Annotated in this window: 15 protein-coding genes; 7 read left to right on the top strand and 8 right to left on the bottom strand. The window is 53.1% G+C overall.

Annotation, left to right across the window (positions count from 1 at the left end; translation table 11 throughout):
- Positions 1-23 precede the first annotated feature (23 nt).
- The 6 genes from FYJ35_RS07025 to dtd all read left to right on the top strand — a co-directional run bounded on the left by FYJ35_RS07025 (position 24) and on the right by dtd (position 4,743).
- Positions 24-746 carry a YggS family pyridoxal phosphate-dependent enzyme gene (locus FYJ35_RS07025; protein ID WP_154524974.1) on the top strand — a complete coding sequence of 241 codons (723 nt, stop codon included), beginning with the start codon at positions 24-26 and terminating at the stop codon, positions 744-746.
- Positions 743-1,372, top strand: a complete 630-nt coding sequence (locus tag FYJ35_RS07030; protein WP_154524976.1) for a cell division protein SepF — start codon at positions 743-745, stop codon at positions 1,370-1,372. The genes FYJ35_RS07025 and FYJ35_RS07030 overlap by 4 nt, the downstream gene beginning before the upstream one ends.
- Positions 1,373-1,465: 93 nt before the next feature.
- Complete coding sequence (gene aroB / locus FYJ35_RS07035; RefSeq protein WP_154524978.1) at positions 1,466-2,602, top strand: 3-dehydroquinate synthase; 1,137 nt, start codon at positions 1,466-1,468, stop codon at positions 2,600-2,602.
- Positions 2,603-2,626: 24 nt separating this feature from the next.
- Positions 2,627-3,178, top strand: a complete 552-nt coding sequence (gene lspA / locus FYJ35_RS07040) for a signal peptidase II (protein WP_154524980.1) — start codon at positions 2,627-2,629, stop codon at positions 3,176-3,178.
- 98 nt (positions 3,179-3,276) lie between these two features.
- On the top strand, positions 3,277-4,221 hold the full coding sequence (locus FYJ35_RS07045; RefSeq protein WP_154525146.1) for an RluA family pseudouridine synthase: 945 nt from the start codon (positions 3,277-3,279) through the stop codon (positions 4,219-4,221).
- Between the two features lie 63 nt (positions 4,222-4,284).
- On the top strand, positions 4,285-4,743 hold the full coding sequence (gene dtd, locus FYJ35_RS07050) for a D-aminoacyl-tRNA deacylase (protein ID WP_154524981.1): 459 nt from the start codon (positions 4,285-4,287) through the stop codon (positions 4,741-4,743).
- A 62-nt stretch (positions 4,744-4,805) separates the two neighbouring features.
- Here dtd and FYJ35_RS07055 read toward each other — a convergent pair whose 3' ends face one another.
- Positions 4,806-5,963: a tyrosine-type recombinase/integrase gene (locus FYJ35_RS07055; RefSeq protein ID WP_154524983.1), complete on the bottom strand. Its 1,158-nt coding sequence runs from the start codon at positions 5,961-5,963 to the stop codon at positions 4,806-4,808.
- Between the two features lie 174 nt (positions 5,964-6,137).
- Positions 6,138-8,237, bottom strand: a complete 2,100-nt coding sequence (locus FYJ35_RS07060) for a DUF1002 domain-containing protein (protein ID WP_154524985.1) — start codon at positions 8,235-8,237, stop codon at positions 6,138-6,140.
- A gap of 329 nt (positions 8,238-8,566) precedes the next feature.
- Here FYJ35_RS07060 and lexA point away from each other — a divergent pair, with 329 nt between their 5' ends.
- Positions 8,567-9,190 carry a transcriptional repressor LexA gene (gene lexA / locus FYJ35_RS07065; RefSeq protein WP_154524987.1) on the top strand — a complete coding sequence of 208 codons (624 nt, stop codon included), beginning with the start codon at positions 8,567-8,569 and terminating at the stop codon, positions 9,188-9,190.
- Between the two features lie 23 nt (positions 9,191-9,213).
- Here the strand turns inward: lexA and FYJ35_RS07070 are convergent, their stop codons facing one another.
- The 6 genes from FYJ35_RS07070 to FYJ35_RS07095 all read right to left on the bottom strand — a co-directional run bounded on the left by FYJ35_RS07070 (position 9,214) and on the right by FYJ35_RS07095 (position 16,039).
- Entirely contained in the window at positions 9,214-10,317 is a 1,104-nt protein-coding gene (locus FYJ35_RS07070) for an SseB family protein (RefSeq protein ID WP_154524989.1), read from the bottom strand.
- A gap of 74 nt (positions 10,318-10,391) precedes the next feature.
- Positions 10,392-11,501, bottom strand: coding sequence for a dipeptide epimerase (locus tag FYJ35_RS07075; RefSeq protein ID WP_154524991.1), 1,110 nt, complete (start codon positions 11,499-11,501; stop codon positions 10,392-10,394).
- Between the two features lie 27 nt (positions 11,502-11,528).
- A complete protein-coding gene (locus tag FYJ35_RS07080; RefSeq protein ID WP_205839754.1) occupies positions 11,529-12,428 on the bottom strand; it encodes a C40 family peptidase in 900 nt (299 codons plus the stop codon).
- A 5-nt stretch (positions 12,429-12,433) separates the two neighbouring features.
- Positions 12,434-13,249: a serine hydrolase gene (locus FYJ35_RS07085; RefSeq protein WP_154524995.1), complete on the bottom strand. Its 816-nt coding sequence runs from the start codon at positions 13,247-13,249 to the stop codon at positions 12,434-12,436.
- A 136-nt stretch (positions 13,250-13,385) separates the two neighbouring features.
- Positions 13,386-14,957, bottom strand: a complete 1,572-nt coding sequence (locus FYJ35_RS07090; protein ID WP_154524997.1) for a peptide ABC transporter substrate-binding protein — start codon at positions 14,955-14,957, stop codon at positions 13,386-13,388.
- Between the two features lie 80 nt (positions 14,958-15,037).
- A complete protein-coding gene (locus tag FYJ35_RS07095; protein WP_205839755.1) occupies positions 15,038-16,039 on the bottom strand; it encodes an ABC transporter permease in 1,002 nt (333 codons plus the stop codon).

The raw sequence follows: 16,039 nt of genomic DNA on the forward strand, positions 1-16,039 counted from the left end.
GGATTCATAGATGGAGGGTAAACATGATCAGGGAAAATCTGGAGGATGTTGAAAAGAGGATACAGGCTGCCTGTGACAGAGCCGGAAGGAGCCGCAGCGAGGTGACACTGATTGCGGTCAGCAAGACAAAGCCGGTTTCCATGATCGAGGAGGCCATGGCGGAGGGGATCATCGATTTCGGCGAAAACAAACCGCAGGAGCTGAGAGATAAATATGAGGTTCTCCCCAAAAATCTTCGCTGGCATATGATCGGGAACCTTCAGCGGAACAAGGTGAAATACATCATCGACAAGGCGGTGATGATCCACTCGCTGGGCTCGCCTGAGCTTGCCGAGACCATTGAGAAGGAGGCTGAGAAGCATCAGCTTGTGATGCCTGTCCTTGTGGAGGTGAATGTGGCCGGTGAGGCTACCAAGGGCGGCATTCGTCCGGAGGATACAGAAGCCTTTGTCAGAGCAGTGTCGCGCTATCCGCATATCCGGGTCAAGGGCCTGATGACGATCGCGCCGATTGTGGAAAAACCGGAGGATAACAGACCCGTATTCCGGACACTCCGAAATTTAGCGGTTGACATCGCCCGTCAAAACATTGATAATGTATCTATGTCTGAGCTCAGCATGGGGATGACCGGAGACTTCGAGACGGCTGTCGAGGAGGGGGCTACCTATGTAAGAGTCGGAACCGGAATCTTCGGTGAGAGAGATTACGGCATGAAAGAGAAGACAGGAGAGTCCAGCATTTCATGAAATTTCCTAGTTTCGATAAGTTTCTGGAAAAAGTCACCCTGAATGATGATGTCGACGAGGACGATTATCTGGATGAAGATGATTCCGATGTGGATCTTGTAGATCGTCAACCATCGAGACGCCTCATTCGGAGACGTGAGGAGACAGACAGCGGGTCTAAGTCTGCTGTGACATCTTTCCCCCAGCAGAAGAGGGAAAGACGTTCATTCTTCGGGCAGGCAGTGGAAAAACCCGAAAGTCCATATGATTCAGCTCCGGAAAGAGCAAGGAGCCCGAAGGTATCGAACTTCCGGCCAAGGAAAGCCGTACAGGAGGACGAAGAGACGAATAATTATTCTGTATGTGTGATCAGGCCGAAGTCGATGGAGGATGCTCTTGAGATTGCAAAGACACTGGTGGCCAGATGCGTTGTCATTCTGAACCTGGAGGGGCTTGATCTGGACGTCTCCCAGAGATTGTTCGATTTTGCTTCCGGGTGCACCTGTGCGCTTCAGGGAAGACTGGACAAGATCAGTAATTATATTTTTGTACTCACACCGAAGGATATTCAGATCACCGGAGAGTTTCAGGAGATTCTCACCGGGACATTTGATCCGGATGACCTCGGAGATGATGAGGATTTTTAACGTTGCCTGCGGGCAGGAAAGATCGCACAAGACCGCCGTGAAGTCCATTGACCCGGCGGTCTTTTCATATCCGGAAAGGGAGGAGAGAAAGAGATGGAGCAGACAGAAAACACAGCAGCAGCCTTTCACAGTCCGATATCCGTCAGAAAAGGTTCTGAGGAGATCTACCGCATCTATCCGGAGGATTCCTTCGATCATCTGGGGGAACGCATGGCGGACCTGAAGCCGTCAGGGAGACGCATGGCTGTCATCACAGACAGCCATGTGGAAAAGTTTTATCTGAGGGAGGTGCTGGACAGACTAAGGCCGGTCTGCGCCGAGCTTTCGTCTTTCGTGATCCAGGCCGGAGAAGAACACAAAAATCTGGACTGGATTCGGAAGATTCTGACATATCTGATTGAAAACCGTCTTGACCGTCATGATATCGTTGTAGCGCTCGGAGGGGGCGTTGTCGGTGATATGGCGGGCTTTGCTGCTGCCTGCTACCTGCGCGGAATCCGGTTTGTTCAGATTCCGACGACACTCCTGTCACAGGTCGATTCGAGCATCGGCGGAAAAACAGGGGTAGATTTTGACAAGTACAAGAATATGGTCGGTGCCTTCCATCAGCCATCCATGGTATATCTCAATATCAGCACACTCCAGTCCCTCGATGGCCTTCAGTTCGCCAGCGGTATGGGGGAGGTCCTCAAGCATGGGCTGATCCGGGATGCCGGTTACTATGAATGGCTGCTCGACCATATGGAGGCGATCGAGGAGCGCGACAGCGCGACACTTCTCCAGATGGTGGTCCGGAGTGTCAACATCAAGCGGGAGATTGTAGAGAGGGATCCGGAGGAAATGAACGACCGTGCCCTTCTGAATTTCGGTCATACCGCAGGCCACGCGATCGAGCGGCTGAAAAACTTCTCGCTTGCGCATGGGCAGTGTGTGGCGCTTGGATGCGTGGTGGCAGCCTATATCTCCTGGCAGAGAAAGTATCTTGATGATGATACGTTCTACGAAATCCGTGATATGTTTGTCGGCTTTGATCTGCCTATTTCATTTGACAGTATCCAGATTGACGACATTATCCGCGTGATGAAGCTGGACAAGAAGATGGACAAGGGACAGATTCGCTTTATACTGCTTCACCAGCTGGGTGATGCCTATATTGACCGGACGGTGACGGATGAGGAAATCCGGAAGGCATTGGAGTTTATTGATGCGGATCTTCATCAGAACGACTGAAAACAATTGAGGGAGATGAATTGTATGCGGATCGGCCGCCGAAAAAAAAGAAAACAATGGATCGCAGGCGCATTCGGGGTATGTGCGGCTGTCGTGGCTGATCAGCTGACCAAGGAGCTGGCATACAGAAACCTGAAGCTTTCAGGAAAGGGATTTGTCACCCTGATTCCGGGCGTGCTCGAGCTCCGCTATCTGGAAAACCGGGGAGCAGCCTTTGGAATGCTGCAGAACCGGCTGCCGCTGTTCATCCTGTTTGCGGCTGCCGTCAGCCTGGCTGCCATCATCTGCTATATCAGGGTTCCGGACAGCAGAAGATATCTGGCACTTAGAGTCTGCATGGCAGGGCTGACCGCAGGAGCTGTCGGTAACCTGATTGACCGCATCTTCAGAGGATACGTGATCGACTTCATCTATATTTCGCTGATTCATTTCCCGATCTTCAATGTGGCAGACATCTGTGTATCCCTGAGTGCAGGGCTCCTTCTGATTCTGATGCTTTTTGTCTATAGGGACGGTGAGCTTGAGATATGGACAAGAAGCGGATCACAAGATGGGAAAGATGAGAAAAAGGGATGAATGAAGCAGAATGGCAAAATCGAATTCCGGCAGCTCTTTCTCAGCCGGATGAGTCGAAGCCTGGCCTGGAGGATGCAGATGATGCGGAGGAGATCAGCATGCCTGAGGCTGAGGAGCTGGCCTTCAGGGCAGATGCGGCAGAAGCGGGCAGCCGGCTTGATGTCTTTCTGACGGCGAAGATGAATGGTCAGACCAGGTCCTACATCCGGAAGCTGATTGAGGAGGGGCATGTCCTGACGCCCGGCACTGATTCTGGGCCTGTTCCTGTCGGAAAAGCCGGGCTGAAACTGAAGGAAGGACAGATGATTTATGTGCTTCTGCCGCCGCCGGACGATCTGAAGGCTGAGCCTGAGAATATTCCGCTGGATATTCTGTATGAGGATGACGATGTCATCGTCGTAAACAAACCGAAGGGTATGGTTGTGCATCCGGCCGCCGGTCATATGACCGGCACGCTTGTCAATGCGCTGCTTTATCATTGCAGGGGAAGCCTGTCCGGGATCAATGGGGTTCTGAGACCGGGAATCGTACACCGGATTGATAGGGACACAACCGGGTCGCTTGTTGCCGCTAAAAATGATAAAGCCCACCAATGTCTGGCTGTGCAGTTTCATGACCACACGATTACAAGGCGTTATCGGGCAATCGTGACCGGAAATCTGAAGCAGGATGAGGGCGTGATCGATGCACCTCTGGCGAGGCATCCGGCTGACCGGAAGAAGATGGCTGTCTGTGAGCCGGGACGGGGAAAAAGGGCGGTGACCCATTATCGTGTTCTGGAACGGTTTGGCACATACACGTATATTGAATGCCGGCTTGAAACCGGCCGCACGCATCAGATCCGGGTCCACATGGCACATATCGGACATCCGCTTCTCGGCGATACCGTGTACGGACCTTCCAGATGCCCCTATTCTCTTGAGGGACAGACCCTGCATGCAATGGTGCTGGGCTTCAAACATCCTTCCACAGGAGCTTATATGGAGTTTACAGCGCCTCTCCCGGAATACTTTGAGCAGTTGCTTGAAAAATTCAGGCGCTGAAGATGGCAACAGGCGAAAAACAGGCGAGAGGTTCAGCAGACGAAAGGTTAAGGAAATAGAAAGATGAAGTTTCTGATCCAGCGAGTTGCACATGCGTCCGTTGATGTCGACGGCAGGACGGTCGGATCCATCCGGAAGGGGTATCTTGTCCTGATCGGGATCTGTGACAAGGATACAAAAAAGACGGCTGACCAGTATATAAGAAAGCTCCTTTCCCTTCGGATCTTTGAGGACGATCAGGGAAAAACGAACCGCTCGCTGGCTGATGTTGACGGCGGATTGCTTTTAATCTCCCAGTTTACGCTGTATGCAAATTGCCGGAGGGGGAACCGTCCGAGCTTTATAGAAGCCGGAAGTCCGCAGCACGCGGAAGAAATCTATCAATATATTGTAGAGGAATGCCGGAAGGCGGTTCCGCTTGTACAGACCGGCATATTCGGAGCAGACATGAAGGTCAGCCTGCTGAATGACGGCCCCTTCACCATTCTGCTCGACGAGCATGCATTTGCAGCTCAAAGCTGATCGCGGGGCACCTTTTCTTCCGCGTGCTGGGGTGCATATCCGACGGCAGGCACTCTTATAAGTCAGGATTCGGGTGTCTCCCGTAGTCTGACAGCGCCGGCGGCGCTGCGGCGCCGCGCATCGTCCATGGCCGCGTAGTGTTTCCGGGTGGTGTTGACATCCTTGTGGCCGAGCACATCGGCGACCAGATAAATGTCTCCGGTCTGCTGATACAGGGCTGTTCCGTAGGTACTGCGAAGCTTGTGCGGCGTTATTTTCTTGGTTGTCGTGATCTGCCGGGCATATTTCTTGACCATGTTTTCCACAGCCTGAACGCCCATCCGGCGCCTCTGGGTTGAGTAGAAGAGAGCGTTCTCCTCACCCGGCTGAGGAATGATGGACTTTCTTTCTTCCAGATAATCCTTCAGCGCCTTTTCCACTTCCTCGCCGAAGTAGACAATGGACTCTGAGCCGCCCTTTCGAATGATCCGGATGCCGTTGTTCCGGAAATCTATATCTGTGACATCCAGCCCTACGCATTCGCTCACACGGATTCCGGTTCCAAGGAGCAGCGTGACAATCGCAAGATCTCGAAGGCGCGTTTTTTCATAATATCGTTTCTTCTGACCTGTCAGGTCATCCCCGCCATGTTCAATTAAGTCCAGCAGAGCCGCCGATTCGCCCGCGTCAAGTCGGACAATCGCCTTCTCATGGAGCTTCGGCATGTCAACCAGAAGGGTCGGATTTGTCTGAATCATCTGTCTCTTGAAGTAATATGCATAGAAGCTTCTTAGTGCCGACATCTTGCGCTTGAGGCCTTTTTCACCGTTGGTGTAGGTTTCCTTACGGGAAGCGCCGACAAGAGATGAATCCACTGTATAGACCTTTAGAAAGGATTCATATTCCTCGATATCGGTCGGCTGGATCTGATCAAGGACGGACACGTCCCAGGTGAGGATATCCTTCTGGGAAAGAATCGGGTTGTTTTCCTGCAGATACCTGAAAAAGGTTCGGATATCGTAGGCATACGACAGTCTAGTCCGGGTTGCCGTCGTGGACTCAATTCCAAGGAAATATTGCTTTGCAAACGGTGGAAATTCCCTCAGAATTTCGCGAAGCTGGAGGGTATTCTGGATGTCTTTTTCGTCATGATAGCTGCGCGGGCGGCTTGACGTCTGCGCTGAGGACGGACCGGAACCGGATGCCGGCCGGATCGTATTTTCACCGGATGCTGGTTTCATGTAAATTCTCCTTCTGATTCACTGTATCTATTTGTAAAACATGTGTTTTCTGTATAGATCTATTGCGGACATCATACTTCTTCTTCCGGAGAAAGTCAAGCAAAAAAAGAATACGCCCTGGCAGGAATGCTGCCAGGGCGTACATAAATATGATGCTGCAATCTGTGAACGGCTTTACTGAGCCTGAACCGGGATAAAGTACCGGAGGGTTGAGCCCTGCGCAGAGGCATCTGCGGACTCCGTTTCACCGGCGCCGGCTGCAGAATACTGCAGATCCACTTCCGCAAGGCCCGGCGCATTCTGCAGCGTGACGGTCACAGAAAGATCGCCGCCTGCTGTAACCGAACCGGAACCGTCGGCGGTATTGACTGCCGCTGTTCCATCCGGACTGCTCAGCGTCGCTGCTGCAAAGGAACCGTCGTCTGCCACTGCTGCGCTCAGCATTGCGCCTGCCTTCAGATCAGACAAAGATACATTCCCGAGATTCAGACCGGAAGCTGCCTGAGCTGAAGCACTGTATGTCACATTCTGAAGATCGACAGAAACCTGTGGTGCCGAGGAAACCGCTGATGCGTCTGTGGTCTGTGCGAAGGTACCGCTCAGCGTCAGCTGGTAGGTTGTTCCGGCTGCCGGGACGACAGGATTTCCGTTTGTATCCTTCGGCAGGAAGAACAGGCCGGTCAGCTGATCCCAGTTGTTTTCAGACTTGAACTCGTCATTCGCAGTTCCCCTGCTGACGGCAGTTACCTGGCTCTTGTCAGCGAGATCCGCACTTCCAAGCACATTGCCGGATGCGTCTGCAACTGTGAAGGTGCCGCTGACCGGAATGAGTGAATCGCTCTTCAGCGCGACCGCAAAGGACGGAACGAAGGCTTCTCCGGCTTTCGACAGGTAAGTGGTCGAATAGGAAGATGTCTGATCGGTTGTGATGGGAGCAGCTACCCCGGCTGCCGGTTCAGTTACAGCTGTCTGAGGCTGATCCGATGCCTGCGCATCTGAAGCCTGAGTCTCCGGTGTCTGTGCGGCGTCGGACTGGGTAGTCTGTTCGGTGTTGGAGTCCTGCGTCGTGATCACAAGCCCGGATGCGTCGGCCTGGGACGATGTTTCGGACTGTGCCTGTGTTTCTTGCTCCCCCGCAATCAGCTTGTCATTGTCCGAAGCGCCATTCTGAATATCATTCTGAATGACAGCGGAATCCGTACCGGTGACGAGTGTGCTGCCGGTGTCGCCATTGTTCAGTGCGGACAGATCGGTATCGGAGAAGATACTTGCCTCCGACTCGGAGGAAGCGGCCTCTGTCTCACCTGCCGAAGAGGAGCCTGCTTCGGTCGTCTTCTCTGTCGAGGACTGGTTCTTTGCCGTGTCATCGACAATCTTCTGGGTGTTATCGGTGTTGGCAACGCCGGTAGTCTGCGACAGATCCTTCTGAACCTGGGACTGTGCTTCAAGCTGGGCCTTCGCTTCTGCTGCTCCCTGCTGGTAAGCCTGCTCTGCAAGCTTTTTCGCGTAGTCTGTCAGCTGCTGGACGTCTTCCTGGCTGAGCGTGATGTCGTTGTTGTTGGTTGTGTACTGATTGACAACGTTGTTGACAATGTTCGTGACCGACTGATCATTGACCGTATTGTTCGTGATGACAGAGTTGTCTGTATTCTGAGACTCGTCCACTGTTCCGTTGATGACCTGCAGCTTGACATCGTTGACAATCTGCTGCGCGACCTGCTGGTTCTCGGCGGAGTTGCTCAGATTCTCGGTGATCTGAATCTCCTGTGCAGAGAGATCCTTCGCCTGCTGGCTGATCTGGCTTCCGGTCGCATTCTCATAAGCCATCAGGATCCCGGTCAGCGCGCCGGTGCCGGATACCTCAAATGGTGCTGCCGCGATGGCCTGGCAGTTTGTGACGCCGCAGGTAATCAGGTTGGATGCAATCATGTTGCTGGTGATGTAATTCAGGTTGGCAGTCTTGACCTGGACCCCTCCGGTCGTTGTCGGCTTTACCAGCGCGCAGCTGATGGTCCGGGTACCGATCTGCTCGATCGGAATATAGGATGCCAGGTGGCTGCGCTCATCCTGGTTCGTGACGGTGATGGTCTGAACGCTGTTGTTGCCGTAGATCCCGAAATACCTGAGGATCGCACTCTTCTGATCCTCTGTCAGATCGGCGCCGATGGAGACGACCATGGTTCCGTCGGCAAGAACGGTAAGCGGAGCAGCTCCGCCAAGAAGCGATGCCGCGACGGCTGCCGCTGCCAGTATACTCACTACTTTCTTTTTCATAGGATTTCTTCCTCCTGTCTGAAGGCAGCGGTCCTGTTCACCCGGACCTTCTGCGAGTCAGATTGACAAAGACTTTTCTGGTGGAATGCCCTGTAACTTATGCAAATTATACCATCTGAAGGCATGAATAACAATGAAGGCACAGTCATCTATTCATTAAGAAAAAATGAAAGAAGACACAGAAATTGAAACAAGAACATGTGTTTGCATTCCGCATTCCTGTATGTTAAGATGGTAAAAACCCTGAAGGGATAAAAAAACGGACAGCACGGATGGAAGCCGGATACCACGTTCAGCGGGACGGTTTCATGGTGGGAGGTTCTCTATTTATGGCATATGGTAAGATTTCAAAGAAGCAGCAGGAAATTCTGGATTATCTGAAAAGCGAGATTGTCAGGCGCGGCTATCCGCCGACAGTCAGGGAGATCTGTGATGCCGTACACCTGAAGTCTACCTCCTCCGTCCACTCCCATCTGGAATCTCTGGAGAAGAATGGCTATATCAGGCGGGATCCGGCGAAGCCCAGGGCAATCGAGATCGTGGACGATGCGTTTAATGTTACAAGGCGCGAGGTTGCCAGCATTCCGCTTGTCGGTCAGGTAGCGGCAGGGGTTCCGATTCTCGCAGCGCAGAATATCGAAAGCTATTTTCCGCTCCCGGCCGACTATATACCGCAGAACCCGGCTTTCATGCTGCGGGTAAAGGGAACCAGCATGATTAATGCAGGCATCAACAACGGAGATCTTCTTCTGGTAGAGGAACAGAAAACCGCCCGGAACGGTGACATTGTCGTCGCGATGATTGACGACTCTGCAACCGTCAAGCGGTTTTACAAAGAGAAGGGATATATCAGGCTCCAGCCCGAGAATGACAGCATGGATCCGATCATTGTGAAGGATCATCTTCAGATCATCGGAAAGGTATTCGGTGTCCTTCGGTTTATGGAGAACTGAGTCTATACTGTCCCTCTTTATTTTTATTCTTCAGGCTGTTTCGTGGAAGCAGAATCAGGCTGCTTCCCGGAAGGTTCCTGCTCTTTTGGCACTTTCTTAACCGGGCGGTAGACTGGCGCGGGAGCTGCCTCTTTTTCCGCTCTTCCTCTGGATGCGAAGGAGGGTGTCAGCACCTTTGAGTGTCCGGGGAGATGGCTGACCGGCACCTCTTTCCTCTTCTCTTCAGGCTTTTTGTCCGGTGCATTTTTTCTGATTGCGCTTGTTTTCTTTGCATATTCCTGAGCCTGACGGACAATCTCGTTCGCTTTCTGGATGCCTTCCTGAATTCGATCCGGGAAGGCCTTTACGAGCGCTTCGATTAGTTCCTTTGTGAGAACCATCGACATCCCCATCGGGTTGAGCATAAAGCCGTCGGTATCTTTCCCGGCGTACTGCATCAGTCCGGGAAGCGGCACTGCGAGCTCCAAAAGTTTCTGATTCTGGCGGAACTTGTCATACTCAAACTGATCTGAGAAACAGGGAACAAATTTCTTGCCATTTTTCATATTCAGGACGGGGACGGAGAATTCATGCTGCTGAAGTTTTTCAGGGAGTGTTCCGGGGCCTTCCTTCGGAATCACAGCCACGATATAGCGGGCAGCTGCCAGATTGGCCGAGAACTCCTCATTGAGTTCACTGAGATTCTTTTTCTCCTCATTGGGGATCTGCCGGGTCGCCTCCTGCATGAAATAAAGCCCTGAGAGCTGGAGGGACGGATTCTCAACTGGCCTCTGGAGCGGCGGAAGATTGGAAAAATCGAGTCGCTTCACAAGGTCTGACAGCGCGATCTTTGAGACTGCGTCATCTGACACATAGACGATCTCATTCACGTCAAGCGTATAGAGGGAAGCAAAGAAGCCGCCGAACTGCTTCTGCTCCATCTTTGCGCCGCGTATCAGATATTTCTTCTGTGCATATTCTTCCACAAATTTCTTCAGCTCATCCTCACCGTCGAAAATCCATACCTGATCATTGTAGGTATCCGGATCGCAGATGATGAATGGCATCTTGGTATTCATGCAGAAGGCTGCGTAGAGCGTCTCCTTCTTTTTGATCTGCTGAATGATGAATGCCTGATCGATTGCCATAGTGTTCACTTCTCCTGGTTTCTATTTTACTTTTACTCTGAAAGTATTTTGACACATCCCTTATTATAAAGCCTTCAGACATAATTATCAAATAGTGGTCTTGTGTATCCGGGCCGGATACCGGATATGCCAAGACCCGGCGCATCTGACACCGTAATCTGTTTTTCTCGGAAAATAGCGCCGCCTTCGATCGGGTCCTCTTTCAGAAGGACAGGCCCGTCCAGATCGATCCGGGTAATGATCTGGCGGGCGCAGGCAAGCTCCACGGCGGCATTCACGGAAATCTTTGCCTCCAGCATGCAGCCGAGCATGCACTCCATCCCGTATACCTCTGCAGCGGAGATAATCCGGAGCGCGTTTGTGATGCCGCCGCACTTCATCAGTTTGATGTTGATCATGTCAGCTGCATGACGCTGCATGATGGCGAGTGCATCCTGCGGGGAAAAGACAGCCTCATCCGCCAGAACCGGGATCGGGCTGTGAGAGGTTACAAAGGCAAGACCGTCCAGATCTGAAGCCTTCACCGGCTGCTCTACCAGCTCGATGCCGAGATCCTTCCGCTCCATCTCCTCGAGAATCCGGACAGCCTGCTTCGGCGACCAAGCCTGATTGGCATCAATACGGATCTGAATGTCAGGCCCGGCTGCTGCCCGGACTGCCAGAAGCCGGGCGACGTCAAGGGACGGCTCCACTCCGACCTTTACCTTCAGGGTGCGATATCCGCGCCGGATGGCATCAAGTGTATCCTGCGCCATGACCTCCGGGTCATTCACACTGATCGTGATGTCGGTCTCAATCTCACGGCGGGCGGCACCCAGAAGGCGGAAAACAGAAAGTCCCAGGTGCTTTCCGTACAGATCCCAGAGGGCGATGTCGACCGCTGCCTTCGCGCTTGTATTGTGGACAAGGGCAGCCTGTACATCCTTGAGGAGTGTTTCAAACTCTTCTATGTCCCGCCCGATCAGCTTCGGTGCAATATGGTCCTGGATGGCGCCCGCGATGGCGCCGGTCGTGTCTCCGGTGATCACGCCGGTCGGAGGAGCCTCCCCGAAGCCGGTCTCGCCAGAATCGGTGAGAATCTCAACTACGACATCCTCGACCGAGCTGACGCTGCGCAGAGCGGTTTTGAAAGGAACCCGCAGCGGAACAGAAAGGATGGACAGCCTGATATCCCTGATCTTCATATATGATGTTTCCTCCTAGAAAAGCTGTTATGAAAAGATGCTTCCGACCGCTGTGCACTTGCCTTCCAGATCGGGTCTGTATCCGGGCTCCCCTTCAACCAGACTGCCGTATACGCAGCCGAAATCCCGGGCAAAGCCTGTACTGTGAAGATAGCGTCCATTTCCGAGATACATGGCGACATGCCCGGGGAAATACAGCAGATCGGCGGGTTTCTTATCAGCCCAGGATATTTCATGAACCGGATAGTCATCGTGAAGCTCCGCGTCCCGGTAGATCAGGATGCCGTTCATCAGATAGCTCATGAATGTCAGACCGGAGCAGTCGGTCCCGGAGCCGGAATGCCCTCCCCAGCGGTACTGGACACCGAGGTAGCTTTCCGCACAGCGGACAATCTGCTGCCTGAGCGTGTCCGGATCGGCGGAAGGTTGCTGTGAATGGAACCATGAAGGGTCACAGCCGCATAAAAAGTATCCGTCGCTGTCCTTCCGCCCGGAAAGGCTTGAGGCAGGCATGTAGCCGCGCTGACCATCCGCCACTTCGACAAGCAGATACCCATGTTCAGCGGGGTTTATCAGCTGCAGGAAGGAGCCGACAGAAAGGGTTGTGAGGATCTGACCCTGAACACGTGGCTGAGAGAGCAGGTCGGCAAACTGCTTTGTGACAACCATTGTCTTCTCTCCTGCTGCCCGGCGCCGGATGGCATCCAGTGCGATGGGGCGAAGCGCCGATGGGTCTATATACCCGCGGTACCCGTAGTGTGTCTGCACGGGGATCCTGGCATCAGAGGCGGAGCCCCTTTCAGCCTTTTCAGGAAGCCGCTGGAGAATCCACCCGGACAGCACTTCATCCGCCACGGTTCCGTCCTTCTCATAGAGAAACGCCTGAGGCACCTTTGTCATATAGTACACATCGGTTCCAAGCTGCATACGCTTTACCTCTCCTTCATATAATCGAATACAATTCTTGAAATACGGCCGATCCATGACCGCGCCGTTTCATAATTCATGTCCGTCCCATCAAAGCCGGAAGTGAAGACGCCAAGAAACCACCGTTTCCCATGCCATTCAAAGATACCGGCATCGTGGGCGACGGTGTCCAAATCACCTGACTTGTGGGCACAGACCGGCTGTTCCCAGATATATCGAAGGAGGGCGTCATAGTCCCTGTTTCCTCTCAGAAACTGCATCAAAAGGGAGGCTTTGCGTCGTTCATTCTCAGATCCGTGCTCCTCTCCCCTGCTGAGCCGGTCTTCCCGGATCACGAGGGCCGCATAATCGGAAGGGGATATGTAATTGTTCCGCCCCTGGCGGATGGCATCGTAATCAAGCATCATCCGCTCCGCACGGGTAGACAGAAGGTTATGTGCCCTGCACCAGCTGTTGATTTTCGGGAAGGTCAGGGCCTTCATCAGGACATTGGCGGCGGTATTGTCGGAGTTGACGATCATCCACCAGGCAATCTCGTACCAGGATGCCTCGCGCGCACCGGTATCGAATACGATCGTATCGTCAAGAATATCTTCCTTTGTCACCGGATGGAGTGCATCAAGTGGTATTCCATTCTCCTCCAGGGAATCAAGCAGGCAGGCGAATACCGGAACCTTGATGGTGCTGGCCGAGACCACCCTCTCATCCGGGGAAATTGCGACCTCACAGGGCGCTCCATTCAGTGTCCGGAAGATCAGCTGCATCTTCCCCGGAAATGCAGCTGCCATGTCATTCAGTTTCTCTGATATTGTTGCTGACATTGTGGAACCCTTTCCCAGTACTTGCAAAAGGCCGCAGCGGGCAAGCCGCGCGGCCTCTCTTTGTGAAGGCGACCACTTATCATCGAGTGCGGAGCACGAGATGACGGCGGAGTCGCCGAATCGAGTAGGGCAGCAATTACTTCTGTGTCACGTAACCAAAGAATGCATTGCCGCAATAGTAGACAAGTCCGTCATAGTTGGTGTCGTCGAAGAGGTAGGAATTCTTCGAGTGCAGAATCGGCGTAATCGGACGATCCTCTGCGAGAATGGACTCGCACTCATCATAGTCTTTCCAGCGGACTTTCTCATCTGTTTCAGCAACTGCCTTGTTGTACGCGTCGTCATATTTAGTGTTCGAATACTTTGCATCGTTCTGGCCTGTGGTCATCGTCACAAGCATGTTCGAGATATCCGGATAGTCCATGTACCAGCCAAAGTATGCAATGTCAAAGTCGCCGCTCTCACGTGCCGAGAAGAAGTTCTCGACCGTCTCAACCGTGATGGAATCGATACCCAGCGCATCCTTCCAGTCGGAGACAATGGCTTCGGCCACCGTTTTGCGGGAATCGTTGTTGACGATGTAGCGCAGCGCCGGGAAGTCTTTGCCGTCTTCGTATCCGGCTTCCTTCATCAACTCTTTCGCTTCATCGACATCCTTCTGGTGGTCGTCAGAGAACCAGGGGGTGACGGTGCTGTTGAACTCGGTGCCGTCAGCATCAGTCAGGCCGCCTGGCGTATAGGTATCTGCCAGCTCGTCCTGAAGTCCCCGGATGTTGATGACACGTTCCCGGTCAATTGCAAGAGACAGAGCCTTCCGGACACGGGCATCCTTCAGAACCTCATTTCCACTGTCTCCGAGGTTGAACATCGTACAGTAGGTGTTGTAGCCTTCTTCAAAGTGAAGACCGTTGTCCATCAGAGAATCGGCATCCTCCTCCGGATAGGTATCAGAATAAATGACATCGCCGCTCTTGAAGGAGTTCGCCATGGTTGCAGAATCGCTCATGAGCTCCCAGCTGATGTTGTCGACGGTGATCTTGTCAGCATCATAATAATCGGTCCGCTTTGTCAGTGTCATCGACTGCTGGTGCGTCCAGTCTGTCAGCTCATAAGGACCATTATAGACAGCCTTGTCCGGGTCGGTTGCGTAGGAATCGCCGTTTGCCTTCACAATGTCTTCACGGACAGGGTATGCAGACGGGAATGCCAGCAGGCTGTGGAAATACGCACATGGATAAGCCAGTGTCACGACAAGCGTCTTGTCATCCTTTGCCGTTGCGTCTGTGATCAGGTCCAGAAGCGTGCTGTAGTCGCCGGCTGAATCCTTCAGATACTTCCAGCCATAGACGAAATCGCCTGCAGTGACCGGTTTTCCGTCAGACCAGGTGATGTCATCGCGGAGGGTGAATGTGTAGGTCTTCCCGTCATCGGAGACCTTCTCATCCTTGAGCTGCCCCGGAACCAGGTCCCCCTTTTCATCCAGCTTATAGAGACCTTCAAAGAGGTGGCGGCAGACGGACATGCCAGCCAGTGTTGCGACCTTGGCCGTATTGATATCCATCGCATCCTCGGAACCGTCTGTCACGGAGATGCTGATTCCTCCCGAAGGCGCTTCCTTTTCTGTTTCTGCAGCGGCTGCGGGCAACGCTGCAATCATGGCTGCCGCTACGGTGCAAGCCAGTACGTTGAGTAAGCCTTTTCTAATCATAATCCCTTCTCCTCTCTCGTTCGACAGATTCAGTCTGCCAGTTACAGATTCTTTTTCCGTAGGCCTGTGGGCTCAGCCGCTCAGCGTTTCTTCATCTTCGGATCAAGGGCGTCACGCAGACCATCGCCGAAGAGGTTGAATGCCAGTATGATCAGGCTGATGAGGACAGCCGGAAAAAGCATGCGGTAAGGAGCCCTGTTGATTCCGGAGAGCGCTTCGGAGGTCAGAGAGCCCAGAGAAGCCATCGGTGCGGAGACGCCGATGCCAAGGAAGGAAAGGAAAGCTTCTGTGAAGATCGCTGACGGGATCTGCATCATCATTGTTGCGATGATCTGCCCCATGCAGTTCGGAAGCAGATGCTGACGGATGAGCCATCCATTCGGTGCACCGAGCGCATCGGAAGCCGTCACGTATTCCATTTCCTTTAGCTGCAGAACCTGGCCGCGCACAATGCGGGCCATTCCGACCCAGTACAGGCAGCCATATACGATAAAGATTGCAATCAGCCCCGATCCCAGCTTCTGCAGAGGGTGGAAAAACGGTACATTGTCCACCAGATTCGTCAGAGGCTGGTCGATGACCAGTTTGATGACAACGATTAGCAGGATTTCCGGGACAGAATAGATGATATCAACAATCCGCATCATGATGGTATCTGCCTTCCCGCCGAGAAGACCGGAAATCGCACCGTATATGGAGCCGATGATCATGACGATGATGGCGGAAACGACACCAACCAGGAGGGAAATCCGGCTGCCGGTCATACAGCGGACCATCAGATCCCTGCCCAGCCGGTCTGTACCAAATGGATGCTTCAGGCAGGGCCAGAGATTCTCATCCCCGTGCATCTGCTGGTCATAGGAATAGGGTGAAAGAATGGGCCCAAGGACAGCAAAGACGATGATCGCAAGAATGATCACAAGAGAAACCATCGCGATTTTGTTCTCGCGAAGTCTCCGCCAGCTGGATCTCCAGAACCCGACCTCGTCCGTCCGTGATGTCTGTGCTTTGTAAAAATCTGCCGGTAGCTTGTCGTAGTCGCCTTTCTCCACTGGAAGCTGGAGGGACAGGATATTTTTCAT

The organism is Porcincola intestinalis, assembly GCF_009696445.1.
GTDB classification, from domain to species: domain Bacteria; phylum Bacillota; class Clostridia; order Lachnospirales; family Lachnospiraceae; genus Porcincola; species Porcincola intestinalis.